Annotated in this window: 26 protein-coding genes; 12 read left to right on the forward strand and 14 right to left on the reverse strand. The window is 66.8% G+C overall.

Features of this window, described 5'->3' with window-relative positions; translation table 11 throughout:
- Window positions 1–56: 56 nt before the first annotated feature.
- Genes L2D01_05110 through L2D01_05120 form a run of 3 tightly spaced genes read right to left on the reverse strand, consistent with a single transcriptional unit; the run spans window position 57 to window position 1640 of the window.
- Complete coding sequence (locus L2D01_05110) at window positions 57–254, reverse strand: hypothetical protein (GenBank protein WBQ11161.1); 198 nt, start codon at window positions 252–254, stop codon at window positions 57–59.
- A 4-nt stretch (window positions 255–258) separates the two neighbouring features.
- Window positions 259–1293 (reverse strand): quinone-dependent dihydroorotate dehydrogenase, encoded by a 1035-nt coding sequence (locus L2D01_05115; protein ID WBQ11162.1) that lies wholly within the window; start codon window positions 1291–1293, stop codon window positions 259–261.
- Entirely contained in the window at window positions 1290–1640 is a 351-nt protein-coding gene (locus tag L2D01_05120; protein ID WBQ11163.1) for a DUF952 domain-containing protein, read from the reverse strand. The genes L2D01_05115 and L2D01_05120 overlap by 4 nt, the downstream gene beginning before the upstream one ends.
- A gap of 163 nt (window positions 1641–1803) precedes the next feature.
- Here L2D01_05120 and L2D01_05125 point away from each other — a divergent pair, with 163 nt between their 5' ends.
- Entirely contained in the window at window positions 1804–2430 is a 627-nt protein-coding gene (locus L2D01_05125; protein WBQ11164.1) for a helix-turn-helix transcriptional regulator, read from the forward strand.
- Window positions 2431–2433: 3 nt separating this feature from the next.
- Here the strand turns inward: L2D01_05125 and L2D01_05130 are convergent, their stop codons facing one another.
- The 3 genes from L2D01_05130 to L2D01_05140 form a co-directional block, all read right to left on the reverse strand.
- Entirely contained in the window at window positions 2434–2652 is a 219-nt protein-coding gene (locus L2D01_05130) for a helix-turn-helix transcriptional regulator (protein ID WBQ11165.1), read from the reverse strand.
- Between the two features lie 4 nt (window positions 2653–2656).
- Entirely contained in the window at window positions 2657–3094 is a 438-nt protein-coding gene (locus L2D01_05135; GenBank protein WBQ11166.1) for a hypothetical protein, read from the reverse strand.
- Between the two features lie 81 nt (window positions 3095–3175).
- A complete protein-coding gene (locus L2D01_05140; protein WBQ11167.1) occupies window positions 3176–3919 on the reverse strand; it encodes a hypothetical protein in 744 nt (247 codons plus the stop codon).
- Between the two features lie 168 nt (window positions 3920–4087).
- Here L2D01_05140 and L2D01_05145 point away from each other — a divergent pair, with 168 nt between their 5' ends.
- On the forward strand, window positions 4088–4969 hold the full coding sequence (locus L2D01_05145) for a hypothetical protein (GenBank protein WBQ11168.1): 882 nt from the start codon (window positions 4088–4090) through the stop codon (window positions 4967–4969).
- Here the strand turns inward: L2D01_05145 and msrB are convergent.
- The 3 genes from msrB to L2D01_05160 form a co-directional block, all read right to left on the reverse strand.
- On the reverse strand, window positions 4966–5505 hold the full coding sequence (msrB, locus tag L2D01_05150) for a peptide-methionine (R)-S-oxide reductase MsrB (GenBank protein ID WBQ11169.1): 540 nt from the start codon (window positions 5503–5505) through the stop codon (window positions 4966–4968). The two genes, L2D01_05145 and msrB, sit on opposite strands and share 4 nt — an antisense overlap.
- Before the next feature lie 83 nt (window positions 5506–5588).
- On the reverse strand, window positions 5589–7610 hold the full coding sequence (locus L2D01_05155) for a hypothetical protein (GenBank protein WBQ11170.1): 2022 nt from the start codon (window positions 7608–7610) through the stop codon (window positions 5589–5591).
- A 109-nt stretch (window positions 7611–7719) separates the two neighbouring features.
- Entirely contained in the window at window positions 7720–7974 is a 255-nt protein-coding gene (locus tag L2D01_05160; GenBank protein ID WBQ11171.1) for a hypothetical protein, read from the reverse strand.
- Window positions 7975–8192: 218 nt separating this feature from the next.
- Between L2D01_05160 and L2D01_05165 the strand changes: the two genes are divergently transcribed.
- Both L2D01_05165 and L2D01_05170 read left to right on the forward strand, forming a co-directional pair.
- On the forward strand, window positions 8193–9413 hold the full coding sequence (locus L2D01_05165) for a DUF418 domain-containing protein (protein ID WBQ11172.1): 1221 nt from the start codon (window positions 8193–8195) through the stop codon (window positions 9411–9413).
- Window positions 9410–9805: a gamma-glutamylcyclotransferase gene (locus L2D01_05170; GenBank protein WBQ11173.1), complete on the forward strand. Its 396-nt coding sequence runs from the start codon at window positions 9410–9412 to the stop codon at window positions 9803–9805. The genes L2D01_05165 and L2D01_05170 overlap by 4 nt, the downstream gene beginning before the upstream one ends.
- A 9-nt stretch (window positions 9806–9814) precedes the next feature.
- Here L2D01_05170 and maiA read toward each other — a convergent pair whose 3' ends face one another.
- Window positions 9815–10459, reverse strand: a complete 645-nt coding sequence (gene maiA / locus L2D01_05175; GenBank protein ID WBQ11174.1) for a maleylacetoacetate isomerase — start codon at window positions 10457–10459, stop codon at window positions 9815–9817.
- 136 nt (window positions 10460–10595) lie between these two features.
- Here maiA and hppD point away from each other — a divergent pair, with 136 nt between their 5' ends.
- The 3 genes from hppD (at window position 10596) to L2D01_05190 (ending at window position 13017) form a co-directional block, all read left to right on the forward strand.
- On the forward strand, window positions 10596–11666 hold the full coding sequence (gene hppD, locus L2D01_05180) for a 4-hydroxyphenylpyruvate dioxygenase (GenBank protein WBQ11175.1): 1071 nt from the start codon (window positions 10596–10598) through the stop codon (window positions 11664–11666).
- Between the two features lie 46 nt (window positions 11667–11712).
- Complete coding sequence (locus tag L2D01_05185) at window positions 11713–12165, forward strand: MarR family winged helix-turn-helix transcriptional regulator (protein WBQ11176.1); 453 nt, start codon at window positions 11713–11715, stop codon at window positions 12163–12165.
- Between the two features lie 186 nt (window positions 12166–12351).
- On the forward strand, window positions 12352–13017 hold the full coding sequence (locus tag L2D01_05190; protein ID WBQ11177.1) for an alternative oxidase: 666 nt from the start codon (window positions 12352–12354) through the stop codon (window positions 13015–13017).
- Between the two features lie 33 nt (window positions 13018–13050).
- On the opposite strand, the gene L2D01_05195 is transcribed toward L2D01_05190, so the two are convergent.
- Window positions 13051–13410, reverse strand: coding sequence for a hypothetical protein (locus tag L2D01_05195; GenBank protein ID WBQ11178.1), 360 nt, complete (start codon window positions 13408–13410; stop codon window positions 13051–13053).
- A 152-nt stretch (window positions 13411–13562) separates the two neighbouring features.
- Window positions 13563–14633 (reverse strand): hypothetical protein, encoded by a 1071-nt coding sequence (locus L2D01_05200; GenBank protein ID WBQ11179.1) that lies wholly within the window; start codon window positions 14631–14633, stop codon window positions 13563–13565.
- Between the two features lie 171 nt (window positions 14634–14804).
- Between L2D01_05200 and L2D01_05205 the strand changes: the two genes are divergently transcribed.
- The 3 genes from L2D01_05205 (at window position 14805) to L2D01_05215 (ending at window position 18791) form a co-directional block, all read left to right on the forward strand.
- Window positions 14805–16553 (forward strand): HAMP domain-containing histidine kinase, encoded by a 1749-nt coding sequence (locus L2D01_05205; GenBank protein ID WBQ11180.1) that lies wholly within the window; start codon window positions 14805–14807, stop codon window positions 16551–16553.
- Window positions 16554–16710: 157 nt separating this feature from the next.
- Window positions 16711–17715, forward strand: coding sequence for an NADP-dependent oxidoreductase (locus L2D01_05210; protein ID WBQ11181.1), 1005 nt, complete (start codon window positions 16711–16713; stop codon window positions 17713–17715).
- On the forward strand, window positions 17712–18791 hold the full coding sequence (locus L2D01_05215) for an alpha/beta hydrolase (GenBank protein ID WBQ11182.1): 1080 nt from the start codon (window positions 17712–17714) through the stop codon (window positions 18789–18791). The genes L2D01_05210 and L2D01_05215 overlap by 4 nt, the downstream gene beginning before the upstream one ends.
- Before the next feature lie 4 nt (window positions 18792–18795).
- On the opposite strand, the gene L2D01_05220 is transcribed toward L2D01_05215, so the two are convergent.
- Window positions 18796–19896 (reverse strand): DUF2891 domain-containing protein, encoded by a 1101-nt coding sequence (locus tag L2D01_05220; GenBank protein ID WBQ11183.1) that lies wholly within the window; start codon window positions 19894–19896, stop codon window positions 18796–18798.
- 183 nt (window positions 19897–20079) lie between these two features.
- Between L2D01_05220 and L2D01_05225 the strand changes: the two genes are divergently transcribed.
- Window positions 20080–21675 (forward strand): phosphoenolpyruvate carboxykinase, encoded by a 1596-nt coding sequence (locus tag L2D01_05225; GenBank protein WBQ11184.1) that lies wholly within the window; start codon window positions 20080–20082, stop codon window positions 21673–21675.
- A 75-nt stretch (window positions 21676–21750) separates the two neighbouring features.
- On the forward strand, window positions 21751–22023 hold the full coding sequence (locus L2D01_05230) for a hypothetical protein (protein WBQ11185.1): 273 nt from the start codon (window positions 21751–21753) through the stop codon (window positions 22021–22023).
- A gap of 39 nt (window positions 22024–22062) precedes the next feature.
- Here the strand turns inward: L2D01_05230 and L2D01_05235 are convergent, their stop codons facing one another.
- On the reverse strand, window positions 22063–23280 hold the full coding sequence (locus L2D01_05235) for a hypothetical protein (GenBank protein WBQ11186.1): 1218 nt from the start codon (window positions 23278–23280) through the stop codon (window positions 22063–22065).
- Window positions 23281–23393: the final 113 nt, after the last annotated feature.

Raw genomic sequence — 23393 nt, forward strand, 5'->3', positions numbered from 1 at the left:
GGGAAAGGGAGGCGGTTGCAAACAGGGCGCGACACTAGGCGTGCGCCGGGGCGTGATCAAGAACGCGGACCGGCTGTGCCGCCGCCATCCTCATCGCCTGGCCGGTCCTCCGGTTCGCCCTCCGGTTCGAGGCCGCGGCGCACCGCTTCGCGGGCGGCGTCTTCCGCGGCGGAATTGCGGGCGCGGGTGTTAGGTTGCAGGAGAAAATAGAGCGCTGCGGCGGCGATCAGCAGGAGCAGGGTCAGTCCGATCATCAATTCAAGCCTCCACCCCGACAGCGTCGGAGAGGCGCGCATAGCCGTCGCGTTTCAGGAGTGCGGCCAGACCATCGCGGATGCGCACCGCCAGGCCAGGTCCCTGATAGATGAGAGCTGTGTAGAGCTGGACCGCGCTGGCGCCGGCGCGGATCTTTTCGTAAGCGGCCTGCGCACTATCAATCCCGCCCACGCCGATAATGGGAAGCTCGCCGCCCACGCGCTGGTAGAAGGCGCGCACCAGTTCGGTTGAGCGCGCGCGCACCGGCGCGCCGGACAGGCCGCCGGTCTCGCTGCGGTGACGGCTTTTCAGCGTGTCGGGCCGCGCCAGCGTGGTGTTGGACACGATCAGGCCGGATACGCGGTGGCGCAGTGCGGCCTGCGCGATGACATCGATATCGGCAGGCTCCAGATCGGGCGCCACTTTCACGAAGACGGGCTCGGTCCAGCGCGTGTCATTGACCCGCTTCATCAGCTCGTCCAGCGCCTGCGCGCCCTGCAGATTGCGCAGGCCTGGCGTGTTGGGCGAGGAAATATTGAGGGTGAAGAAATCGGCCAGCCCCGATAGCGATTTCAGCAGGATCGCGTAGTCGGCGGCGCGGTCTTCAGAATCCTTGTTGGCGCCCAGATTGACGCCCACCACGCCGGGCTCGCCCTGGCGCGCTTCCAGCCGCGCCTTCACGGCGTCCAGGCCTTCATTGTTGAAGCCCATGCGGTTGATCACCGCCTTGTCTTCGCGCAGGCGGAACAGGCGCGGGGCGGGATTACCGGCCTGCGGACGCGGGGTGACGCCGCCCACTTCAACAAAGGCGAAACCGGCGTCCAGCAGCGCATCGGGCGCTTCGGCATTCTTGTCGAACCCGGCGGCCAGACCCACCGGATGGGCCAGCTCCATCCCCGCGATCGCCGTGGCCAGCACCGGATCAGCCGGCGTTCGCACCTGCGGGCCCAGACCCTGAATGAGGGCGTTTAGCGCCGCCCGGTGCGCCTGTTCGGGCGGCAATAGCGTCATCAGGCGGGCGGCGGCGTCGGCGATCATGGGCATAATTCCTGGGGCAGGCGCCAGCCATCATCGGTCCGGGTGATCAGATGCACGGCGCGCACGGCGCTGAAGGGCAGGGGGCCGTAAATATGCGGGAACAGCTCGCCGCCGCGTGACGCTTCCCATTTGAGGGTATCGCCCAGTGCGCCCGCATCGATCACCGCCACCGCCAAGCGGTTGGCGCCGGCGTAATGAGTCTCCAGCGTGCCGGCGAGCTGGTCGAGGCCGGAGCAATGGATGAAGCCGTCGGCGCGGTCATGGGCTTCGCCTTCATAGGCGCCGGACACGGACGCGGCGGCCAGAGCCGCCGGATCGGCGATGCGGTAAATCTCGAGTGTGTTCATGGACCCATGGCGGTACGGCGCCCGGCGCGTGCAGGCAAGGGGCAAGGCGCTGACGCGCCGCGCGTGCGCGCGCCCAGCTGGCTTGATTTTCGTCCGCCAGAACGCTTGGAAAAGGAAAATTATCCTGCTAATGAAGCATAGGGTTCTCCGGATGAGGGATCACATGCTCACTCATGCCCAGATCTGGCGCGGCGTGGACCGGCTGGCGCAGCGCGCCGGCCTCAGCGCCTCCGGGCTCGCGCGCCAGGCCGGGCTGGACCCGACCACGTTCAATCCCTCCAAGCGAATCAGCGCCGACGGGGCCAAGCCGCGCTGGCCCTCCACCGAAAGCATCGCCAAGGCGCTGGAGGCCTCACGCATCGGGTTTGAGGACTTCGCCGCGCTTGCCACCGGGGCCGCCAGCGGGCGGTCTGTACCACTGATCGGCTTCGCCCAGGCGGGCAGCCATGGCTATTTCGACGATGCCGGCTTTCCCGCCGGGACAGGCTGGGAAGAGGTGCGCTTTCCCGGCGTCGATGACGAAGACGCCTATGCGCTGGAAATCTCGGGCGACTCCATGGCGCCGGTCTATCGCGAGGGCGACCGCATCGTGGTGGCGCCCCATGCCCCGCCCCGGCGCGGCGACCGGGTGGTGGTCAAGACCCGCGCCGGCGAGGTGATGGCCAAGGAGCTGGGCCGGGTCACCAATCAGAGCGTTGAGTTGATCTCCCTGAACCCGGCCTATGACAACCGCCTCCTGAACCCGTCCGACATCGTGTGGATGGCGCGCATCGTCTGGGCCAGCCAGTAGCGGTCAGTCTGCGTACTGGAACACGTCCTCCAGCGGCTTGCCAAAGGTGCGCGCCACGCGGAACGCCACTTCCAGCGAGGGCGAGTAGCGCCCCTGTTCCATGGCGATCACGGTCTGGCGGGTGATCCCCACCGCCTCAGCGAGCTGGGCCTGGGTCATCTCGCCAGCGTGAAAGCGCTGTTCTCGAATGGTGTTGGAGATGCGGTTGGCGCCCTTGCCCATGGCGCTACACGCCCCGGCGGTAGTCGATGAGCTTGGAGACCGCCTTGACGATCTCGCCCAGTACGAGGCCCGCCAGGATCAGATTGAGGATCCAGAAATGCGCCGCCGCGATCATGGCGAGCCCCATGGCGCAGACGGCAAAGACCGCCATCACAAAGCCGCCGCGCTGGTCACCGCGCATCTCGATCAGCGTGTCGCGCTCGTCCTGACGCCCCGCCTCCTTGCGATTGAGCAGGGCGATCACGATGTGGCCGAATACCGTGATCGCCACCATGGCCGGGATCGAGGCGATCACCAGCCCGTTCGACATCAGCAGGGCGATATCGGTGTTGATCTCCGCACCCGAAGCCAGCGGTCCGCCGAACACCACCGCGAAATACACCCCGTACACCAGGGTGATCGCGCCCAGCATCACCAGGTTCGATTTTTCCAGAAACGTCATGTCTGCCTCCGTTGACAAAATGTCTGAAAAACCAGACATGACGCGATATGGAGGCAGGCGGCGGGGGATGTCAAGTTTCTCTTACTCGCCCGCCTCGATGCGAAACAACCCGTCGTCATATGTCTCGCCCGTGGTGAAGGCGGTCCAGTAGACCTCGTTGGCTTTCACGCCATTGTAGTAGAGGCGCAAACGCCCGGGCTGGACGAAGCCGCCCGGCGTGTTGGCATAGAAATCGGAGTAGATGCGCTCGTGCCAGCCGCGCGGGGTGTCGAAGCCGACGCGCACGATGGCGAAATCATCGTGGCGGATGGAGAAGATCGTCTCGCCGCCCGCCGGATCGTTGAGGCGCACCGTGTAGGCGGGTTGGGCGTCCACCAGATCATCGGGCAGGCGGTCAATGGTCCAGCCCTCGTCAAAGGCGTGGCGAATGGCGCCGAAGCCGAAATTGGACGCCCAGTCATCGGCCCCGGCCTCCACCGGGCCGTCCTGGTTGTAGGATTGCTCTCCGTCATAGGCGAGCTGGAACACGATTTCGCCCTCGCGATACGCCTCGATGCGCACGCGGCCGCTGGCCTGACGGGCGTCGGGTTTGTCGCTCGCATACACCCGCCACATCCGGTAGGGCTCGTAGCGCACAAAGTCGGCGCCCCCGCGCCAGAACAGGCCATACCCCTCCATGTAAAGCGAACCCGGATCGCGCCAGCCCTCGCCGCCGGCGGCTGCGTGGGCGCGCGCCATGATCTCGTCCCCGGTCAGGGCGTCAGGCTCAGTCGTTGTGGGCGGGGAGAGGGCCAGCGCCAGGCTGGCGAGGAAGGTGATCAGCATGGGTCTCTCCTTGAGGCGCCGGCAAGCGGCGGCGGACAAAACGCAGGCCATGGCTTGCGCACCGGAATGGTTCAAATGGTATACCAACTCACCAAGCCGTGGCGAGCCCGGCTGTCCGGTCACGCCCTGCGCCCTCCGGCGCCGGGGTCAGAATGAGGGTCTGAACCGATGAAGCTCCTGCGCGCCGCCACACTGACAGTCGCCGATCTGGACGCCGCCGAGGCGCGCTATCGCGATTATCTTGACTACACCACAGTGTCGCGCGGGGTGCTGGGCGCGGACCTGGCGGAGGCCTACGACGCGCCCGCGTCAGCTGACGCGCCATGCCTGGTCATGGCGCCGGCCTCGGGCGCGGAGATTTATCTGCGCCTGGTGCAGCAGGCGCCGGTGCCGGAATACAAGCCGCTGAGGACCTATGGCTGGAACTCCATCGAGATCTGCGTTCAGGATGTGCTCGCGGCCCATGAGCGCATCAAGCCCTCGCCGTTCGAGGTGATCGGCCCGCCGCGCGAGATCGAGGGTCTGCCGGCCATCTATCCCATGCAGATGAAAGGCCCGGACGGGGAGATCGTGTATCTCACCCAGATCCGCGATGATCTGCCGGCCTATGATCTGCCGCGCGCCACCGCGCCCATCGACCGCCTGTTCATTCTGGTGGTCGGTTGCTCGGATATGCACGCCGGCCTGAAATGGTTTGACGAGACGCTGGGATTCGAGACCGGCCGGGTGATGGAGATCGAATACCATATGCTCGCCGACGCCTTCGGGACGCCGAAGACCGAGTTGCACACCATCTCCACCGGCGTTCATGGCCGCGACGTGTTTCTGGAACTCGATCAATACCCGCCCGCCGCGACGGAGCGTCCCCGGCATGAGGGCATGCTGGTTCCCGGCTGCTGCGTGGGCAGCTTCCTCCACCCCGAGTTCGACTCAATCAAAGGCGACTGGGTCAGCCCGCCCAAAGTGCGCAAGGGCGCGCCCTATAACGGCAAACGCTCCGGCACGCTGCGCGGCCCGGACGGCCTGCTGGTGGAAGTGATCGAGCTTTAAGCCCCCTGCGGCCGCGCCACAAAGTTCAGCGCCAGGCCATTATTGCACCAGCGCTGGCCTGTGGGGCGGGGGCCGTCGTCGAAGACATGGCCCTGATGGCCGCCGCAGCGGGCGCAGTGATATTCGGTGCGCGGGGTCCACAGGCGGCGGTCCGGCTTGGTGTTGACCGCGTTTTCGAGCGGCGCCCAGAAGCTGGGCCAGCCAGTGCGGCTGTCATACTTCGTACGCGACGAAAACAAGGGCAGGGCGCAGCCGGCGCACACGAAAATTCCCTCGCGCGTCTCGTCGTCCAGCGGGCTGGAGCCGGCGCGCTCGGTGCCTTCCTGGCGCAGGATGCGGAACTGGTCGGGCGTCAGGCGAGCGCGCCAGTCGTCCTCGGTGAGGGCGGAGAAATCTTCGGCCTCCTCGCCCCAGGGCACGATGCCCGGATGGGCGAACAGATCGCTCTCGTCAAAGCGGGTACGCGCCAGCGCCGGGCCGGCGGCAGCGATTGCGAGCGCGGCGCCCAGAAACACACGGCGGGTGGTCAGCGTCATGACGCAAATCCTTATCTTGGATGCCTGACGCTCAATCTATCCCGCAAGGCCGGCGCGGCCAGTCACAAGCCAGCGAGCCGGGATCACCGTTTGCGCGAGCGCGGCGCCGGCTCGGGGTCCGGCTCAGGGTCGGTTTCGTCTTTGGGGTCCATGTTCGCCAGGAGATCGCGCCAGCGCCAGCCCGGGTCGCGTCCCGCCGCCGAAGGCCGGGACGACACGGCGTCGTCGCCTGAGGGGTCAGTCCCGGGGGACGCCTCGTCTGCGAGGTCATCGGACTTGTCGCCGCGCGGCGCGCGCTCAGTTTGCGCATCGTCATCCGTCTTGTCGCGGGCGGGACGCGGCGTCGCGGTGCGCGCGCGGCTCTCACCGGTGCGCCGGGCGCTGAGCGGGTCGGGGACTTCATTGGCGGGCAGATCGAGCGGCTTGCGCCCGCCGGCCACAGATCCCATGCGCAGGATGAAGTCGGACAACAGCTCGTAGTTCTGCCGGATTCGGGCCTGGAACTGGGCGTCGATCTCGCGCGCCTGGTCGCTGGCTTCAGCCGCTGTGCTGGTCAGGCGCTCCAGCCCTTCAGACAGGATGCGCTCAATGGCCTGCGCGCTTTCGCGGGCGGCGCCGGGCGCGGCTTCCAGCTTGCGGCGCAGATCAGCCAGCTCGGATTCGACGCGCTCGGTCTCGCGCTTGGACGCATCCAGCGTATCAGCCAGCTGGCGGCGCACGGCTTCTGAGGCGGACTCGGCGGCTTTGGCCGCGCGTTCGGTGAGGGTTTCCGCTTCCTGCAGACGGGCCTGGAAGGCGTCGTCGGAGCGGCGCGCCGCCTCGAACCCGGCTTCGCTGACGCGCTCCAGTGCGGCCTCGGCGGCCCCGGCCTGCGCTTCCAGGCTGGATCCGGCGCTTTCGGCAGCTTCACGGGCGGCTTCAGCCACCGCGCGCAAACGGTCCATGGCCTTTTCCTGAGCCTTGGCGGCGTCCGCGCTCTCCTTGCGAACCAGCTCGCCCAGCGATTCAGCGCGCTTGAGGGCGGCTTCCACGGCGGTCTGGAAGACCTGGCCGGACTTCTCGGCGGCGGCTTTGAGCGTGTCGGCGCCGCCGCGGGCGGTGCGGGTCATGGTTTCCAGCTCGGCCTTGTGGAAATCGAGCGAGGCGGCGATCTTTTCCTGCTCCTTGCGCAGCGCGTCGCTGGCTTCGCCCAGCCGGTCGCGATGCTTGAGATAGGCCGCCTCCAGCCCCTCGCTGCGCGCACGCAGCACGTCGGCGAAGTCCCGCAGCTCGGTGGAGCGCGCATCCAGCGACAGGGTGACCCGGTTGCTCGCGTCCTCCACGCTGTCGCCAGCCGATTTGAGGCGGTCGGCGCCCGACCGTATGCGCTTTTCGCTCTCGGCGGCGCGCGAATCGGCGAGCTCGGCGGCGGCGGCGACCATTTTGGACTGGTCCTGGATGGCGGCGGCGATGAGTGCGGCCTTGTCGTCCAGGCTTTCCGACACGTCTGACAGCTTCTCACGCTCCGCGCGCAGCGAGCGCACCAGCGCTTCGGCGCGTTCGCGCGCCTTGCCCGAACTGTCTTCCAGGCTGTCGGCGTGGTGGGTGATCACTTCTTCCATGGCGGCCAGGCGCGCGAGCGCGCTTTCCATGGTGGAATTGACCCGGTCGATCTGAACCGCGATGGCGTCGGCCAGGCGCGCGGTATCGGTTTCGGCATGGGTCAGGGGCGCAGCCAGGCGCGCCACCGCCAGGTCCAGCCGGCGGGCGCGCGCGCCGGAGCGGGCGACTTCACGGCCGAGCAAGCCCGCCAGAATGAACAACAGCGCGGGCGCCACGGCGAAGACCGACAGGCCGGCCAGCTGTGCGGCGGTCAGGCTGGCGAGGTCTGTGTATCCTGCGAGATACGCGCTGGCGCCGCCTGCCCATAAAAGGCCGAAGGCCAGTCCCAGGAAGGCGATCCAGCCGCCGCCGCGCGCTGGCGCTGCGAGTTCGGGCTCCACCGAGGGGGGCGCCGTCACGTCGCGGCGCGTGCGCACTGTATCCAGCACCCCGCCGCCGGGCAGGCTCGCCGCGTCGCTGATGTTCGCAGCGGTCGGTTCGGTTTTCGCGTCCCTGGCGGCCATGACGCCCCGTTTTTTCAAAGCCGTGCGCGGATGCGCGCCCACACGCGCGCTCATCGTCCCTGTACGGTCAGATGAGTGCAGCACTGTTTTAGGCGCTGAGAGCGGGGAGTTAAAGCACCGGAAGCGTCAGGGCTGCGCGCGTCTGCTCGCAATCGCGCGACACCTCGCTCCACACCGCGCCCGACGCGGTCTGTGAATAGCTCAGTTCGACCAGCGGGCGGGCGGTCTCGGGCTGTGCGCTGACATGGGCGGCAGGCTCGAAGCGGATTGGCGGGCAATCCTCTCGGTCGCGCTCATAGCCAATTCCCAGAATGGCCAGCAGCGCCGCTGCGAGGATATGGAGAAGCTCGATGAGCAATGACATGGACCGCCAGCCTTTCGTCGTAACGGTTATGCGCTCAGGGTCGCTCGCCTGACAAGCGCAAACACTCTGAAGTCGCCGTGAATTCTTGGTAAGAAAGTGCGCTTGAACTCACTAAAATCTTGCAGGGGCGCCGCTAAATCGCCAGCGTGCCTGCGTGAAACGGGTCAGGCCGGTTGCGGTCTCGATGCAGCAGGCGGTCAGGGCAAGGGGACACCATCATGAACGCACACACCGCGCCGGTGGCGGCGAAAGACCGGTTTGAAAGCCTGGATGTTCTGCGCGGCATCGCCGTGCTGGGGATATTGATGGTGAATGTTCAGGCGTTCATGATGTATTTTGGTGCCTATCCCTATCCGCCCGCCCACATGGATGTAACCGGCGCGAACGCGACGGCTTGGCTCGTCTCCCATGTGTTTTTCGAATTGAAATTTGTGACCCTGTTCTCGGCGATGTTCGGGGCGGGAATCATGCTGATGGTGGGCGACAGCCCGGACGCCTCGCGCAAAATCCATTTCTCGCGAATGCGCTGGCTGCTGGTGATCGGCCTCATCCATGGCTTTGTGTTCTGGTTTGGCGACATCCTTACCCCCTATGCGGTCTTCGGCATGATCGCCGTCCTTTTCCGCAAGATGAGCGTGACCAAGCTCCTGTTATGGGGCGGGCTTCTGGTGCTGGTGGGCACGCTGCTAATGGTTGGAAATTACTGGTCGATGTCAGCCTTGCCGGGCGGCCTTGAGCCAAGCCCCTTTGGGGTCGTTCCTGACGCAGACACGTTCGCCATGTTCAGCCAGGCGTATCAGGGCGGGTTCCTTGACAGCCGGATCGTCAACGCGATCGGTAATGCTGTCGGGCTGATCAGCCAGGTGACATTTTTTGGCCCGCGCATTCTGGGCATGATGCTTATCGGTATGGCGCTGTACAAGTCCGGCTTCCTGCTCGCGCGCTGGGCCGCGCCTGTCTATGGCGGGATCGCTCTGGTGTGCCTGGGCGCCGGCTTGCCCGCCCTGTGGTATGTCGCGGCGCCGGTTGCGGCCGCGGGCTTTCCGGCCGAGACTCACTGGATGCACATGTCGGTGAACGCCTTCGTGAGCCTTGCGGTCGCCTTCGGCTACGCCGCCCTGGTGATGCTGATCTGCAAGGCGCCCTGGCTGAAGCTTGTGCGGGCGCCCTTCGCAGCGGCGGGACGCATGGGTTTCACCAATTACCTCACCCAGACCTTCATTATGGTCACGCTATCGACGGGTGTGTTCGGTGCCGCCTTGTGGGGCGAGATCGAGCGCGTCCAGCAGGTCCAGCTCGTCCTCGCCGTCTGGGTGGTGCAGCTCATCGTCTCTGTCCTGTGGCTGCAGGTGTTCCGCTACGGACCGTTCGAGTGGCTTTGGCGGGCGCTGACCTATGGCAAGCTGCATCCGATCCTGAAGGAGCGCGCCGCGGCGTGAGCCAGTCGGTGCGTGACGGCGATCTGATCGCGGTCTATGGCCTGCTGCGGGCCGGCCAGAGCGGGTTTGCCCGCTTTGGCCTCGCCGGCGCGTTCGAGGCGCGCGGGCCGTGCCGGATCCCCGGCCTGCTCTATGATCTGGGCGATTATCCCGGCCTTGTCGGCGGGCCGGGCCAGGTGCGCGGCGAGTTGTTCGCCGTGCGTAATGCGCTGGTGATGCCGCGCCTGGATGCGTTTGAGGATTACTGGCCGGGCGACAAGTCGCGCACCCGCTATGAGCGCCGCCGGCTCACACTGGCGCAGCCTGAGGGGCTGGAGGCCTGGGTGTATGTCTGGGTCTGTCCGCTCACCGGTGCGCGGGCCATCCCGAGCGGGGACTGGCTGGCGCGTTAGCAGCCCGGCTCAGACAGCATCGGGCTGAAGCGCCGGGTCGGCAGCGGCCAGCTCGGGCAGGGCGCGTGCGGCGACGTCGGCGGCGACGAGGCGCGGGAAGGGCGACAATTCTACGCCGAAACGGCGCGCATTGAACATTTGCGGCAACAGATAGATTTCCGCCAGCGACGGCCCGCTGCCGAAGATGAACCCGCCTTGCCCACCTGCGTCAGCGGCCAGCGCTTCCAGGGCCGTGAACCCGGTCTCGATCCAGTGGCGCGCCCAGGCGGTGGCCCCGTCCTGATCCGCGCCATGGTCTGCGCGCAGCTTTTTCATCACCCGCAGATTCTGGATCGGGTGGATGTCGCAGCCAATGGCTGCCGCGAAGGCGCGCACCCGCGCCCGCTCATGCGGATCGGCAGGCAGGAGCGGGCGCTCGGGCCAGGTCTCCTCGATCCATTCGATGATCGCCGGGCTCTGGGTGAGGATGCGCCCGTCCGCCTCCAGCGCGGGGACCAGGCCTTGGGGGTTGCGCGCCAGATAGTCGGCCGCGCGCTGGCCGCCATCGACCAGATTGACCGGCACAGTCTCGTACTTCAGCCCTTTCCAGTTCAGCGCCAGACGCACGCGATAGGTGGTGCCGGAGCGGAAATAGCCGTGGAGAACGAGCTTCATGACGGGCGCTCCTGCGCGTGCGGGGGTGAAATTAGTTGCAAATGATACTATTCTGTCCGAAGAACGATGCACGCGCCGGCGGGCCGATATCAAGCCCCCGTGCGGCGTCCCCCACAGATAATGAAGGAGCCCCGCCATGGCCGATCTGTTCGAGAACCCGCTGGGAACCGATGGTTTCGAGTTCGTCGAGTTCACCAGCCCGCAGCCAGAAAAGCTGGAGGCGCTCTTCACCACGCTGGGCTTCACCGCCGTGGCCAAACACAAGACCCGCGACATCACACGCTGGGCCCAGGGCGACATCACTTTCCTGGTCAATCGCGAAGCGACCGGCCAGGCGGCCGATTTCCGCGCCGCCCACGGCCCCAGCGCCAACGCCATGGCGTTCCGCGTGAAAGACGTGCGCAAGGCCTATGGCGAGGCCATCGCGCGCGGCGCCGAGCCCTATGGCGAGGGCGTGTGGGCCGATGACAGCCTGGCGCCGGCCCTGCGCGGCATTGGCGGTTCGGTGCTGTATCTGGTCGATCGTTACGGCGAGAGCACGATCTATGACGAGGCGTTCGAGCCCCTGCCGGGCGCGGGCGACACCAAAGGCGTCAATCTCGAAACGCTCGATCACCTGACCCACAACGTGCTCAACGGCAATATGAACACCTGGGCCGGCTTTTATGAGCGCGTCTTCAACTTCCGTGAAATTCGCTATTTCGACATCAAGGGCCAGCACACCGGCCTGCTGTCGCGGGCGATGACGGGAGCGTGCGGCAAGCTGCGCATCCCGCTCAACGAAAGCTCTGACGATCAGTCGCAAATCTCCGAATACCTGCGCGAATACAACGGCGAAGGCATTCAGCACATCGCCCTGACCACGCCGGATATCTACGCCACGGTGGAAAAGCTGCGCGCCGCGGGACTGGAGTTCCAGTCCACGCCCCAGACCTATTACGAGCTGGTGGACGAACGCGTGCCGGGTCATGGCGAGGACCTCGCGCGGCTGAAAGCCAACAATATCCTGGTGGATGGCGACCCGGAGAAGGGCGACGGGCTGCTGTTGCAGATCTTCACCACCACGAATATCGGCCCGATCTTCTTCGAGATCATCCAGCGCAAGGGCAATGAGGGCTTCGGCGAGGGCAATTTCAAAGCCCTGTTTGAATCCATCGAGCTTGATCAGATCCGGCGCGGCGTGATCAAGACCGCCGCGGCCAGCTAGACCTATGGACGACACGCCGTCCCGAATACGCCGCGAAGGCGCAACCATGCGCCTTCGCGACTATCTGCCCTACCGGCTCTCGGTGGTCTCGAACAAGGCGTCGGGCCTGATCGCCCGCGCCTATCAGGCCCGGTTCGGGCTGACCATCTGGGAATGGCGGGTCATCGCGGTGCTGGGCGAGGGCGCCCCGCTGACCGCCCAGGCGGTGTGCGAAGCGACCGCCATGGACAAGGTGACGGTCAGCCGCGCCATCCGCGCACTGGACGCGCGCCGCCTAGTCAAGCGCACGCAGAGCCCGGCCGACAGGCGCGCCAGCGATGTCACGCTGACCCCGGATGGACAGGCGATTTATCTCGAAATTGCCCCGCTGGCCCTTCACTATGAAGCCGCGCTGCTGGAGGGCTTCTCGGACGAAGAGCGCGCCCAGCTCGGCACGCTGCTCGACAAGCTGGAGGCGCGGCTGATCGGGCTGACAGAAACGGTCAGCGTCACCCTCTAAATCGAGGCGATGTGACGCACGGGTTCAAGTCATTAGCCAGACGCCGCTTTACACGCCACCTCCACGATATCGCCGCAGCCCGGATGCGACACTTTCGCAAGATGTCTTGCACCTGTCTGGAGCAGGACTTACCTGCGTCAGCAAGAAACCCCGCAATCCACCTTAAACCTTTTGGAGCGATACATCATGACCGCCCGGTCCGAAGACAGTCCGATCACCCGGCGCACCCCGGAGGGCGTGCGTGACCGCATCGCCCTGGTGATGGTGCGCGTCATGCGCGTGTTCGCCGATCTGTTCTTCCGCAAGCGTTACAGCCACCGGGCGGTGGTGCTGGAAACCGTGGCCGCTGTGCCGGGCATGGTGGGCGGGCTTTTGCAGCACCTGAAATGCCTGCGTCATATTTGCGAAGATCAGGGCTGGATTCGAGAGCTGCTCGATGAAGCGGAAAACGAGCGCATGCATCTCATGACGTTCATCCATATCGCCAAGCCGAGCATGCTGGAACGCGCGCTGATCATGATTGCTCAGGCGATCTTCTATAATGCTTATTTCTTCCTCTACCTGTTTGCGCCGCGCACCGCGCACCGCTTTGTGGCCTATCTCGAGGAAGAGGCTGTGGTGAGCTATACGCAATACCTCACCGCCATCGATGACGGCCAGATCGAAAATGTGGCCGCACCGGCGATTGCGCGTGACTACTGGAAAATGCCTGCGGATGCGCGCCTGCGCGATGTGGTGATCCAGGTGCGCGACGATGAAGCGCGTCACCGCGACACCAACCACGCCTTCGCCGATGCGCTGACCAAACCTGGCGAGGCCGACGCTGGCGCGGATGTGAGATCGCAGGCGTAGCGATGCCGGTGAGCGCCCGCCGGGCGTGACCGGTCAGCCGTGAGGGTCGCCGGCGGCGCGGGCGAATGCTTCTTCAACGCGGCGCGCATCGGCGTCAGCACCGGCTCGTTCTTCAAAGGAAGCGCGGGCGCGGGCCGCGGCGGCGTCGGTGACAAAGCTGGCATAGCCGGCCAGCGAACGGCCGACAGCGCACAGATCGCTGTGGTCGGCGCAGAACCCGGATTCGAGCGCCTCACCCGTCCCGGCGGCGGCCATCGCCGCCTCTCGGGCCGGGCCGGAGAGAATGGCATGGGCCTCGCGTGCGAAGGCGCCGTTTTCAGGCGCGCTGAAGCCGGCGGGCGCAAATGCAGCCACCACAGCGATCCAGAATGCAGCTCTCAACATGAAGACCATGTTTGCCTCTCACACACTGCCCATCCCGAGCAAGAATGAGGCTAGCGCATCCAGGGCCGGACTCGCCAGTCAAACCGGGCCGAAAGGTAAATGGTGTGTTAAGGCTGAACAGACAGGGTGAATCGCGCGTTAACCCATCGCCGTAATGTGTGTCAGTTCGAGACGGTGATATGGTCGAGATTGCGCCGCTCGCGCTGGGCGGTGGTCAGGCATTGGGCCACGTCATTCAAAGCGTGGGCTGCGATGCAATAGCTGTCCTCATAGCGGAAGCTGCCTGCGGCGATGCATTGCTGAAGCATCAGGCGCGACCACTCGATGCACCGCTCCACCGCCGGATCGTCCAGCAGCGTATCTAGCATGCCCATGTCGCCGGTCTCGATTGACTGCAGGGCGGCCACGGCCAGGTAACGGCCGACGCGACGCTCGTCCGGCGTCATCTGCTGCTCGCCCACCGCGACCGACAGTTCGGGCAGGTCGGGAAGATTGGCCGGGCGTTCGGCGAACAGCGACACGGCCGATCCCATGCGGCCGTCGCGGGTCAGGCGCATGGCGGTCTCTGAGTCGGCGTCCGCCGCCGGATCCGGATCGGCGCGGCGGAAGCTGGTCTGCAGGCGCATATGAGCGGTGTTGAGGGCCTCGTTGCGCTCTCGCCGGTCGCGCTCGCGGCGCGAGGCCCAGCTTTCGCGCTGTAGCGAGTAGGCGGCCTGGCGGTAGCGCTCGCCCACCTGGCGCATATGGGTGACGTCTTCCTCAATGGCGCCGATGACATTCTGCTGGGCCAGATCCGCGCCCGCAAAGCCAGTGACGAAAATCGGATCGTGCAGCAGCGCCGCGCGCGCAGTCTCGAAGCCGTAATAGTCAGCCACGGCGCGCACGGCATCGACGAACTCGGGGTTCTGGGCGGCCACCAGGGCGGCGTAGGCGATCTGGGCGTCCACCAGCCGGTCGCCCTGATAATAGGAGGCCAGCGAATCCATAACCACGTCGAGATCGGCGCCGGAGCGCAATTCGCGCCGGCCCGCCCGGCTCACATCCAGATGGAACGCGGCGTACACCTCGGCCGTTTCGGTCAGCGGGCCAAGCTCAGGACCTTGCGCCAGCACCGGGCCGTCCGACGCGGCGGCCGGTTGCTCGGCCTGCGCCGGCGAATCAGCGGGTTCGTCCGCGAGAGCGGCATGGGTGAAAGCGGCGGCGAGGGCGGCGGCGATCCAGGCGGTCTTCATGGCGGAACCTGTTGTCGGGCTGGGGGCGAAGATGCCAAGTTTCATAATGACCGCGATCAGTTTCGACGCCAAGGGCAGGCCTGCGGATTAATGCCGATTCAATAATTGTTAACGCGCCCGGCGCAGCGTGCGGTCGTTCCGGTGACCCTCATGTGAGTCGGCCCCGCCATCATGCCCACGACCCCGATGCCTGACCCTCGTCTGACCGCGTGGCTGGACCGCGCCGCCGGGCCTGTCATGCACGGCGCATGGCTGGCGGTGTGCGCGGTGACCGCGCTGAGTCTGGCTCCATTATCGCCTCAGGCTTTCGCGCTGGTGCTGGCTGCGGGCGCGCCAGGCCTCATCGGATTGTTCTTCAGCGCCGCCCGAGCTGATTCACGCGACGGCGCGCGCCTGGTGCTGGCGCTGGCCTGGTGCCTGCCGGGCCTGGCCGCATCGGTGATGTTCGCCAGCGCGCTCTCGCCTGCGGCCCTGGTGTATCTGGCCGGCCCCATGGCGCTGGCGGCGGCCGGCGGCGCGCGCGCGGCGCGCCTGAGCGCTGTTTTGTCGGCCTGCGCGTTCATTCTGGCGGCGTGCTTCAGCCTGCTGGGGCCAGACCCAGTCCTTGCGACGCCCACAGGCGTGCTGGCAGGCGTGGTTGCGCTGGCGGCGTTCTTTGCCCTGACCGGTTTTGCGGCACGCGCGCGTCTGGCGGCGCGGCTCAATGCCGCCCGGCGCGAGCTTGATGAGATCCGCCCCGCGGCGGACGGCTTCACCCATGCGCCGTCACCCTTGCTCGCGCTCAGCCCCGACGGCGTGATCACAGCGTCGTCTCGCGCCCTGCGCCGGGTCGCCCCGGGCGTGCCGCGTGACGTGACAGGACTGCCCGCTGACGGACTGGGTTTTGATGAAGATCAACAGGCCGCCCTGCGCGCCGGACTCGCCTCGGCCCGGTCGGGCGGCGGCGCGGATGGCGGCCGCTTCACTTTCACCGTGCGTGGACCGCGCGGGCGCGAAAGTGCGCTGACAGCGCGCGCCGTGGCGACGCCGGCGGGTTATGTGCTGAGCTTGGCCGAAACCGCCGGGGTTGATGCCGAGGCCGAGCGCCGCCTGGTCGCTGAGCGCGACGCCGCCATCGCCGCCAGCCGGGCGAAATCGGAATTCCTCGCCGCGGTGAGCCATGAGCTGCGCACGCCGCTCAACGCCATTATCGGTTTCTCCGACGTGATGAAGCAGCGCCTGTTCGGCCCGCTGCCCGCGCGCTACGCCGAATATGGCGATCTGATCCATGAGAGCGGGCGTCACCTGCTCGAACTGATTGGCGACGTGCTGGACATGTCCAAGATCGAAGCTGATCGCTACGAGCTGTCGCTGGATGAGTTCGACGTGCGCGACATCGCCGATATCTGCGCGAAGATGATGCGCCTGCGCGCCACCGAACAGGGCGTCACGCTCTACGTCGATGCCGGCGATGCGCCGATTCAGGTGAACGCGGATCGCAAGGCGCTGCGCCAGATTCTGCTCAATCTTCTGTCCAACGCCGTGAAGTTCACGCCCGAAGGCGGCGCCGTCGTCCTGATGGCCTGCGCCGAAGGTCCCGATCTGGTCATGGCCGTGGGCGATAGCGGGGTCGGCATCAGCGAGGACGAAATCGCGCGCCTGGGCCAGCCCTACGCGCAGAGCCAGTCGGGCCGCGATTCCGCCGAGCGCAGCTCCGGGCTCGGCCTGGTGCTGGTGCGCCAGCTGGCCGAGCTGCATGGCGGATCCATGACGATTGAAAGCCAGGCGGGCGAGGGGACGACCGTCACCGTGCGCCTGCCCGTGCTGGCGGGCTCTGCCGGTGCAGCCACCAATGTCGAGCCGCTGGAAGTCCACCAGCGCATCCGCGCCGCCCAGACCGCCGGCGAACACATCGCGCGCACCAGCGAAGGCGCAGCCTGAGGGCAGGGGGCTCGCGTCCATTTCCTCCCCGCAGGCGCTTGGTGTCAGCAAACCGGTCCAATTCTCGCCCCGATGACGCAAAACCTTGGCGCAGCGCGTCCCATCCGCGATACATAGTCCGGACAAATCAGCGCAAGCGGCCCGGGACCCAGCCTCCATGATCTCCACCATGCAACAAGGCGTGCTTCGCGCGCCGCTTGAGCAATCCCCGCGGGCGGAGGATTTCGCGATTGTCGAGACGGCGCGGCCAGACTGCCCCGAAGGCGGGGTGCTGGTGCGGGCGAGCCATGTGTCCATGGACCCGTATGTGGGCGCGCGCCTGCGCGGGCGGCATATGGGCGAGGCGGCGCCCGAGCCCATGCGTGAGGCGATCCCCGGCCATGGCGTGGGCGTTGTGGTGCAGAGCCGCTGCGCTATCGAAGAGGGTTCGATGGTGCATCTGGTGGGCGCGGGCTGGCGCGAATACGCCCCGGCGCTGGAAGGTGAAGTCAGGGTGATCGCGCCGGGCGCTATGTCGCCGTCGGTCTTCCTCTCCGCCCTCGGCATGCCGGGGCTGACGGCCTGGGCGGGGATGACGCAGCTGGCCAAAGTGACGCAAGGCGATGTAGTGCTGGTGGACGCCGCTGCCGGGGCCGTGGGCGGCGCTGTCGGCCAGATCGCCCGGGCGCGCGGCGCGGCGCGCGTGATCGGGATCGCGGGCGGGCCGGACAAGTGCGCGCTGGTGCGCGGGATGTACGGCTTTGACGCCTGCACAGATTATCGCGCCGACGGTTGGCGCGACGCGCTGGCCGAGGCCGCAGGCGGCGGGATCAGCGTGCATTTTGAAAATGTGTCCAGCGAGCTGCTGACCCTCGCCCTTACGCACATGAAACCCTATGGCCGCGCGGTGCTGTGCGGGCTGGCGGCCCATTACCAGAGCGACTCGCCTGCGCCGGGCATTCCCTTCGGCCTGATCATCGGCAAGCGGGCCAGCCTGCACGGGCTGGTGGTGTATGATTTCTATGACCGCTGGGCGGACTTCCTGGCCGAGTGCCAGCCCCTGGCCGACGCCGGCCGGCTTGTCATCGCCGAGGATATTGCCGACGGCCTCGCTGAAGCGCCTGCGGTGTTCGAACGCCTGATGGCGGGGCGAAATCGCGGCAAGGCGCTGATCGCACTATGAGCGGGCAATCCCACGCATGGGGCCGGCGCGGCGCAGTGATCGTGCATGGCCGCGCGGTGCACTACCGGCGCGCCGGGTCGCCGGGCGCGCCGGCGGCGATCCTCCTCCACGGCTCGCCGGAAAGCGCCAGCGCGGTGCATGAGGCGGCGCGTGCACTGGCCGGGCGGTTCTGCGTCATTGCGCTGGACACGCCGGGCAATGGCCTGTCCGCGCCACTGGATCAGCCTGATCCTGACCGGGAGGACTATGCGCGCCAGCTTCTGGCGTTCATGGACGTAATGGGCGTGGCGCGCGCCGGGCTTTACGGCTTCCATACGGGGGCGGGCACGGCGATGGCGGCGGCGCTGCTGGCGCCGGAGCGCGTCTCCGCGCTGGCGCTGGATGGCTATGCCGTCTGGACGGCGCAGGAGCGGGAAGATCTGCTGGCGCGGTATTGCGTGGTGTACCCGCCGGTGTGGAATGGCTCGCACCTTGCGCAGATTTGGGCAAGGCTGGAGGCGCAGCTGGTCTTCTTTCCCTGGTATGACACGCGGCCCGAGGCGCGGATGGCGCTGCCCCCCACGCCCATGGAGACGCGCCTGCGCCGCCTGCGCGACTGGCTGACGGCCCATGAGCACTATCCCGCCCCCTATCGCGCCGCGTTCAAGGCGGTGGGCGAAGACGGACCGGAGCGTGTGGCGGTCCCGACCCTGATCGGGGCGATGGACCGCGATCCGTTGAGCGCGCATCTTGACCGACTGCTCGCGCTGGAGCCGGGCGTAAGGCTGGAGCGCTGGGGCGCGGACCGGGCCGGCGCACTCACCAGTATCGAAGCCCATTTCGCCACCCATCCGGGGAACCCGGCCTCAAAGCCAGATCCGTCAGACAAGACCCTGCTGGAAAGCCTCGCCTCGCCGCAGACGCGCCATGACTGGGCGCCGGATGATCATGGCGGCTTCCTGCTCAAGGTCTGGCAGGATTTGCGCGATGAGGTGATTTCGGGCGCGGGCGATCAGGCGGCGCTGGACGCAGGCCTCGACCCGTACGACCTCCACGCCCGCGTCACGGCAGCGATCCAGGCACGCACCGGCCTGTGAGGCGTCACGGCGTCACCGCTTCCCGCGCCTTGTCGCTGCCGAGATACACTGCAAAGCTCGCCAGCCAGTGGCTGCCTTCGTAATGCTCTTCGGACACGGACGCGACGCCGGCCTGCGTATGCACCGCCTCAGCGGCGTTCAGGGATGCGATGCGCGGATCGTCTTCGGGCAGGCTGGCGGCGATGCCTTGCAGATTCCAGGCGCGCGACAGATTGACCCCGTCCAGATGCACCAGATGGCCATCAGTGGGGTCCAGCACGATGCCCGGCGCCAGCCAGTCCGCCGAGCCATCCTCGGGAATCCCTGGCAGATAGGCCGACAGCCAGGCAGGATAGTCCGCCGCCGGGATCACACGGCGCATCAGGTCGGCGGTCATCAGGCAGGGCGACAGGAAATCGGTCCCCGACGGCTCGTAATGCAGCGGGCAGGCACGGTCTTCGAGATGAAAGGCGAGCGATTTGGCGGTGATCAGATCGGCAAGCTCAGTCCGCCCGGCCTGGCGCGCCCAGTCCAGCGTCAGCGCAAAGCCGAAGGCGGTCTGGTTATGGGTGCCGGAGCGCACCGGATAGACCAGATTGGGCAGCCAGGTGAGGAAGCGGTCCTCAATCACATCCTCCAGCGGCGTCAGAATTTCAGCCCATTGGCCCGCCTGCGGGTCGTCCCAGGCGCGCAGCTCGGCCGTGAGCTGGAGGAACCAGGCCAGCCCATAGGGCCGTTCGAACGAGGCCCGGCCTTCTCCTTCGAAATATGCCAGCTCTCCTGCCAGATTCTCCGCCGTGAAGCTTTGCGCCAGCGCCGCGCGGGCGTCTGCGGCAAAGGGCGCGTCTGGGAACTGGCGCGTCAGACGCGTCAGCAGCCAGTGGCCATGAACCGCCGAATGCCAGTCAAAGCAGCCATAGAAAATCGGCGTGAGATCGCGCGGCGGAAGCGCGTCTTCGTCGGAGACCATCACATGGGCGATCTTGTTGGGGTATTCGCGGTGCACACAATCGAGCGCCAGCTGAGCAAACCGGTCCGCTGCGGCCACGTCCAGCATGTCACTCTCCTGCGCTGCGCCCGCCGTCAGTGCCAGCGCCCCGACCGCCATCATCCCTGCCAGCATCATGATCGGCTCTCCTCAAGCTTTGCCATTGACCACGCTAGCCCAGCCGGGGCGGTGTGCAAATGCCGGGCGGTATCTGGCGCGAGGAGGGGTGATTTCCGGCGCGCAGGGGGGTAGAACCCTTTTCAAGGACCGCTTCGCCAGATGGGCGGCCAAACAACACACATCCCGATATGGGGGGACACCATGGCTGACGGCCAGATATCGAGCCGGGATCTGCGCGATCTCGGCGTGACCGATGCGATCCTGCATTATAACTGGACCGAAGAGGCGCTCTACGAAGAGGCCGTGCGACGCGGTGAAGGCCGCGTCGCCAAAGGCGGAGCGCTGGTGGTTGCCACCGGCCAGCACACGGGTCGCTCAGCGCGCGACAAGTTCACTGTGCGCGATGCGACCACCGAAGACACCGTCTGGTGGGACTTCAACGTCGCCATGGAGCCGGCGCATTTCGACGCGCTCTGGTCTGACGTGCGCGCCCACATGGCCGGGCGCGAGCTGTTCGTGCAGGAGCTGCATGGCGGCGCCGATCCGGCCCACCGGCTTCCCGTACGCGTGGTCACCGAGCTGGCCTGGCACGGCCTGTTTATCCGCCACCTCTTGCGCCGTCCGGCGCCCAGCGATCTCTCACGCTTCGAGCCCGGCTTCACCATCGTCAATCTGCCGAGCTTCAAGGCCGATCCCGAACGTCATGGCGTGCGCTCTGAGACCGTCATCGCGGTCAATTTCGCCCAGCGCCTGGTGGTGATCGCGGGCACGTCCTATGCTGGCGAGACCAAGAAGGCGGTCTTCACCATCCTCAACTATCTCCTGCCCGAAAAGCGCATCATGCCGATGCATTGCTCGGTCAATGTGGGCGAGGCGGGGGATGCGGCCGTGTTCTTCGGCCTGTCGGGCACGGGCAAGACCACGCTGTCGGCTGACCCCAAACGCACCCTCATCGGCGATGACGAGCATGGCTGGTCGCCTGACGGCCTGTTCAATTTCGAAGGCGGTTGCTACGCCAAGATGATCCGCCTGTCGGCCGAGGCCGAGCCGCAAATCCACGCCACCACCCGCATGTGGGGCACGGTGCTGGAAAACGTGGTGATGGACCCGGTCACGCGCGAGCTTGATCTTGACGACGATGCGCTGGCGGAAAACTCGCGCGGGGCCTACCCGCTGCACTACATCCCCAATGCCTGCGACAAGAATGTTTGCGGCCATCCGGGCAATATCGTCATGCTGACCTGCGATGCGTTCGGCGTGATGCCGCCCATCGCCCGGCTGACGCCGTCCATGGCGATGTACCACTTCCTGTCGGGCTACACGGCCAAGGTGGCCGGCACGGAAAAGGGCGTCACCGAGCCCAGCGCCACTTTCTCCACCTGCTTTGGCGCGCCCTTCATGCCGCGCCACCCGGCTGAATATGGCGCGCTTCTGAAAACCCTGATCGCGCAGCACGGCGCCAACTGCTGGCTGGTCAATACCGGCTGGACGGGCGGGCCCTACGGGGCGGGGCAGCGCATGCCCATCAAGGTGACGCGCGCGCTGCTGAACGCCGCGCTCGACGGTTCGCTGGCCGAAGCGCAGATGCGCATTGATCCGGTGTTCGGCTTTGCGGTGCCGACGCAAGTCGCCGGCGTCGATCCCAAACTCCTCGACCCGCGCCAGACCTGGGCGAACCCGTCCGACTACGACGCCCAGGCCCGCAAGCTCGCCGACATGTTCGTGGCGAATTTCGAGAAGTTCGCGTCGCATGTGGATGAGCAGGTGCGCGCCGCGGCGCCGAAGGCGGGGGGTTAGGGGGGCGCAAAGCGTCACCCTTACCGCCATTGACCTGCCGCTCAACGGTCGCGGCATGCGCCAGCGAGGAAACCGATGAGCACGCCCGATATGCATGCCTTCCTGGCTGCTTTTGACGCTCTGCCGCTAGGCTGGACGCAGGGCGAGTATGCCGGGACCCGCTGGGCCGCGACCGTGACCGGCGGCCTTGGCGAGCCGGTGCGCAAGCTCTACGCCGAGCGCCTGGCCGGGGGCGATCATGTCAGCTTCAATCTATACACCACCGCGCGCGGCGCACAGTTGAAGCCGTGCGAAATGCCTGAGGCGAAAGTCATCGATTTCGTGCTCGGCTTCGCACCTGACCCGTAGCGCTGGGGGGCAGGTTGCCCGGCGGGCAAGGCGCGTGGGTCAGGGCGCCTGAGCTCCGTCCGCATCCTCAGTCAGCATCGCCATCAGCCCGTCGACCAGCGCATATTCGGTTTGCCGGCGGCTGTGGCCGTCGGGGTAGTCGGTGTAGCGCACTTCAAACCCGGCCGCGCGCAGGGTTTGCGCCGCTTCGCGTGTGGTAACGCGGAAGCCAAGCTCATACAGGCCGGCGCTCAGCATGAAGCGCACATGGCGCGCGTCCTCACCGGGCTCGGAACGCGAGGGCATGCCGCGCGACATGACGATAGCGCCGGTGAAGGCGTCAGGCCGCAACAGGGCCGCTTCATGGGCGAAGACTGCGCCATTCGAAAAGCCTGCGAGGATGCGCTGGACCGGTTCACGGCCCTCCAGGCGCGCCTCAACAAGGGGGATGGCCTCATCGGCGACAAAGCTCAGGTGCGCGCTGAAGCGGTCGCCGGCCTCACTGAAGCGCTCCTCTCTTTCATGAAGGCCGGGCAGATTGTCCGCCGCGCGCACATCAAACCCGTAATCGGGTTCCGGCACGATGGATTCCGCCCCGGACGGCACGCCCAGCATCACGATTTGGGGCAGATGGCCTGCCTCCATCGGCGGTTCGAGAAAGCGTGCATCGTGACGGATGCTGCCCCCGTCCATCAGGGTGAGCAGGGCGAAGGGCTCATCGCGGTCGAATTGCGGCGGCCAGTAGAGGATGAGCCGGCGCGTCTCGCCATGGGCGGCGCTGTCCAGCGTCAGGTCTTCAAAAATTCCGGCCGTTTCGCGCTGCTCTGGCCGGGGGCGCGCCTGCGCGCCTTCAAAGACCAGCACATGTTCATTCCCGCCCTGGCCGCGGGGAATGAACCACAGATGCGCCTCATCCAGATGGCGCATGCGGAACTGGGATGCGAACAGGCCGTCCTCCATGCGCACCATCGGCTGCTGGATCGAGCAGCAGCTGCGCAGTTCTTCGGCGTCCGAGCGGGCCAGCAACAGGAACCGGTCGCCATTGCTGTCGGCGAGCAGCAGCCGGTCACCCATCCGTGACGCCGCCTCGCGCACCCAGGCGGGATCCGGCGTGTCGCGGCAGATGAATATCTCGCCGTCGAGCTCGGTGTCGGCGCAATCGGCCATTTGCCGCCGCGCGTCTGCGGGCGCAGCGAAGGTCAGCGCCGTACAGGCGGCAGCGATGACGGCGCCGGCAAGACCGTGAAGGCGCAGGGGGGAATGGAGAGCGGAGACCATGACAGACCTGATAGTGGCAACCGGGGATAGGGCATAGCACACCGGAAGGGGGTGAGGCGGCAAGCCCTTTTTCCTGTGAGGCACGATTCCTGATGTGCGGCGCGCCGCAGACA

The organism is Hyphomonadaceae bacterium ML37, assembly GCA_027627685.1.
GTDB lineage: Bacteria > Pseudomonadota > Alphaproteobacteria > Caulobacterales > Maricaulaceae > Oceanicaulis.

Bases quoted from the DNA above. Each gene is read 5' to 3' on its own strand.
- L2D01_05210 (WBQ11181.1), top strand. From the start codon at position 16,711: ATGATCTCCACCATGCAACAAGGCGTGCTTCGCGCGCCGCTTGAGCAA.
- L2D01_05145 (WBQ11168.1), top strand. From the start codon at position 4,088: ATGAAGCTCCTGCGCGCCGCCACACTGACAGTCGCCGATCTGGACGCC.
- maiA (WBQ11174.1), bottom strand. From the start codon at position 10,459: ATGAAGCTCGTTCTCCACGGCTATTTCCGCTCCGGCACCACCTATCGC.
- L2D01_05220 (WBQ11183.1), bottom strand. From the start codon at position 19,896: ATGATGCTGGCAGGGATGATGGCGGTCGGGGCGCTGGCACTGACGGCG.
- L2D01_05155 (WBQ11170.1), bottom strand. From the start codon at position 7,610: ATGGCCGCCAGGGACGCGAAAACCGAACCGACCGCTGCGAACATCAGC.
- L2D01_05205 (WBQ11180.1), top strand. From the start codon at position 14,805: ATGCCCACGACCCCGATGCCTGACCCTCGTCTGACCGCGTGGCTGGAC.
- L2D01_05190 (WBQ11177.1), top strand. From the start codon at position 12,352: ATGACCGCCCGGTCCGAAGACAGTCCGATCACCCGGCGCACCCCGGAG.
- L2D01_05160 (WBQ11171.1), bottom strand. From the start codon at position 7,974: ATGTCATTGCTCATCGAGCTTCTCCATATCCTCGCAGCGGCGCTGCTG.
- hppD (WBQ11175.1), top strand. From the start codon at position 10,596: ATGGCCGATCTGTTCGAGAACCCGCTGGGAACCGATGGTTTCGAGTTC.
- L2D01_05165 (WBQ11172.1), top strand. From the start codon at position 8,193: ATGAACGCACACACCGCGCCGGTGGCGGCGAAAGACCGGTTTGAAAGC.
- L2D01_05200 (WBQ11179.1), bottom strand. From the start codon at position 14,633: ATGAAGACCGCCTGGATCGCCGCCGCCCTCGCCGCCGCTTTCACCCAT.
- L2D01_05115 (WBQ11162.1), bottom strand. From the start codon at position 1,293: ATGATCGCCGACGCCGCCGCCCGCCTGATGACGCTATTGCCGCCCGAA.
- msrB (WBQ11169.1), bottom strand. From the start codon at position 5,505: ATGACGCTGACCACCCGCCGTGTGTTTCTGGGCGCCGCGCTCGCAATC.
- L2D01_05140 (WBQ11167.1), bottom strand. From the start codon at position 3,919: ATGCTGATCACCTTCCTCGCCAGCCTGGCGCTGGCCCTCTCCCCGCCC.
- L2D01_05235 (WBQ11186.1), bottom strand. From the start codon at position 23,280: ATGGTCTCCGCTCTCCATTCCCCCCTGCGCCTTCACGGTCTTGCCGGC.
- L2D01_05135 (WBQ11166.1), bottom strand. From the start codon at position 3,094: ATGACGTTTCTGGAAAAATCGAACCTGGTGATGCTGGGCGCGATCACC.
- L2D01_05185 (WBQ11176.1), top strand. From the start codon at position 11,713: ATGCGCCTTCGCGACTATCTGCCCTACCGGCTCTCGGTGGTCTCGAAC.
- L2D01_05230 (WBQ11185.1), top strand. From the start codon at position 21,751: ATGAGCACGCCCGATATGCATGCCTTCCTGGCTGCTTTTGACGCTCTG.
- L2D01_05120 (WBQ11163.1), bottom strand. From the start codon at position 1,640: ATGAACACACTCGAGATTTACCGCATCGCCGATCCGGCGGCTCTGGCC.
- L2D01_05225 (WBQ11184.1), top strand. From the start codon at position 20,080: ATGGCTGACGGCCAGATATCGAGCCGGGATCTGCGCGATCTCGGCGTG.
- L2D01_05195 (WBQ11178.1), bottom strand. From the start codon at position 13,410: ATGGTCTTCATGTTGAGAGCTGCATTCTGGATCGCTGTGGTGGCTGCA.
- L2D01_05215 (WBQ11182.1), top strand. From the start codon at position 17,712: ATGAGCGGGCAATCCCACGCATGGGGCCGGCGCGGCGCAGTGATCGTG.
- L2D01_05130 (WBQ11165.1), bottom strand. From the start codon at position 2,652: ATGGGCAAGGGCGCCAACCGCATCTCCAACACCATTCGAGAACAGCGC.
- L2D01_05125 (WBQ11164.1), top strand. From the start codon at position 1,804: ATGCTCACTCATGCCCAGATCTGGCGCGGCGTGGACCGGCTGGCGCAG.
- L2D01_05110 (WBQ11161.1), bottom strand. From the start codon at position 254: ATGATCGGACTGACCCTGCTCCTGCTGATCGCCGCCGCAGCGCTCTAT.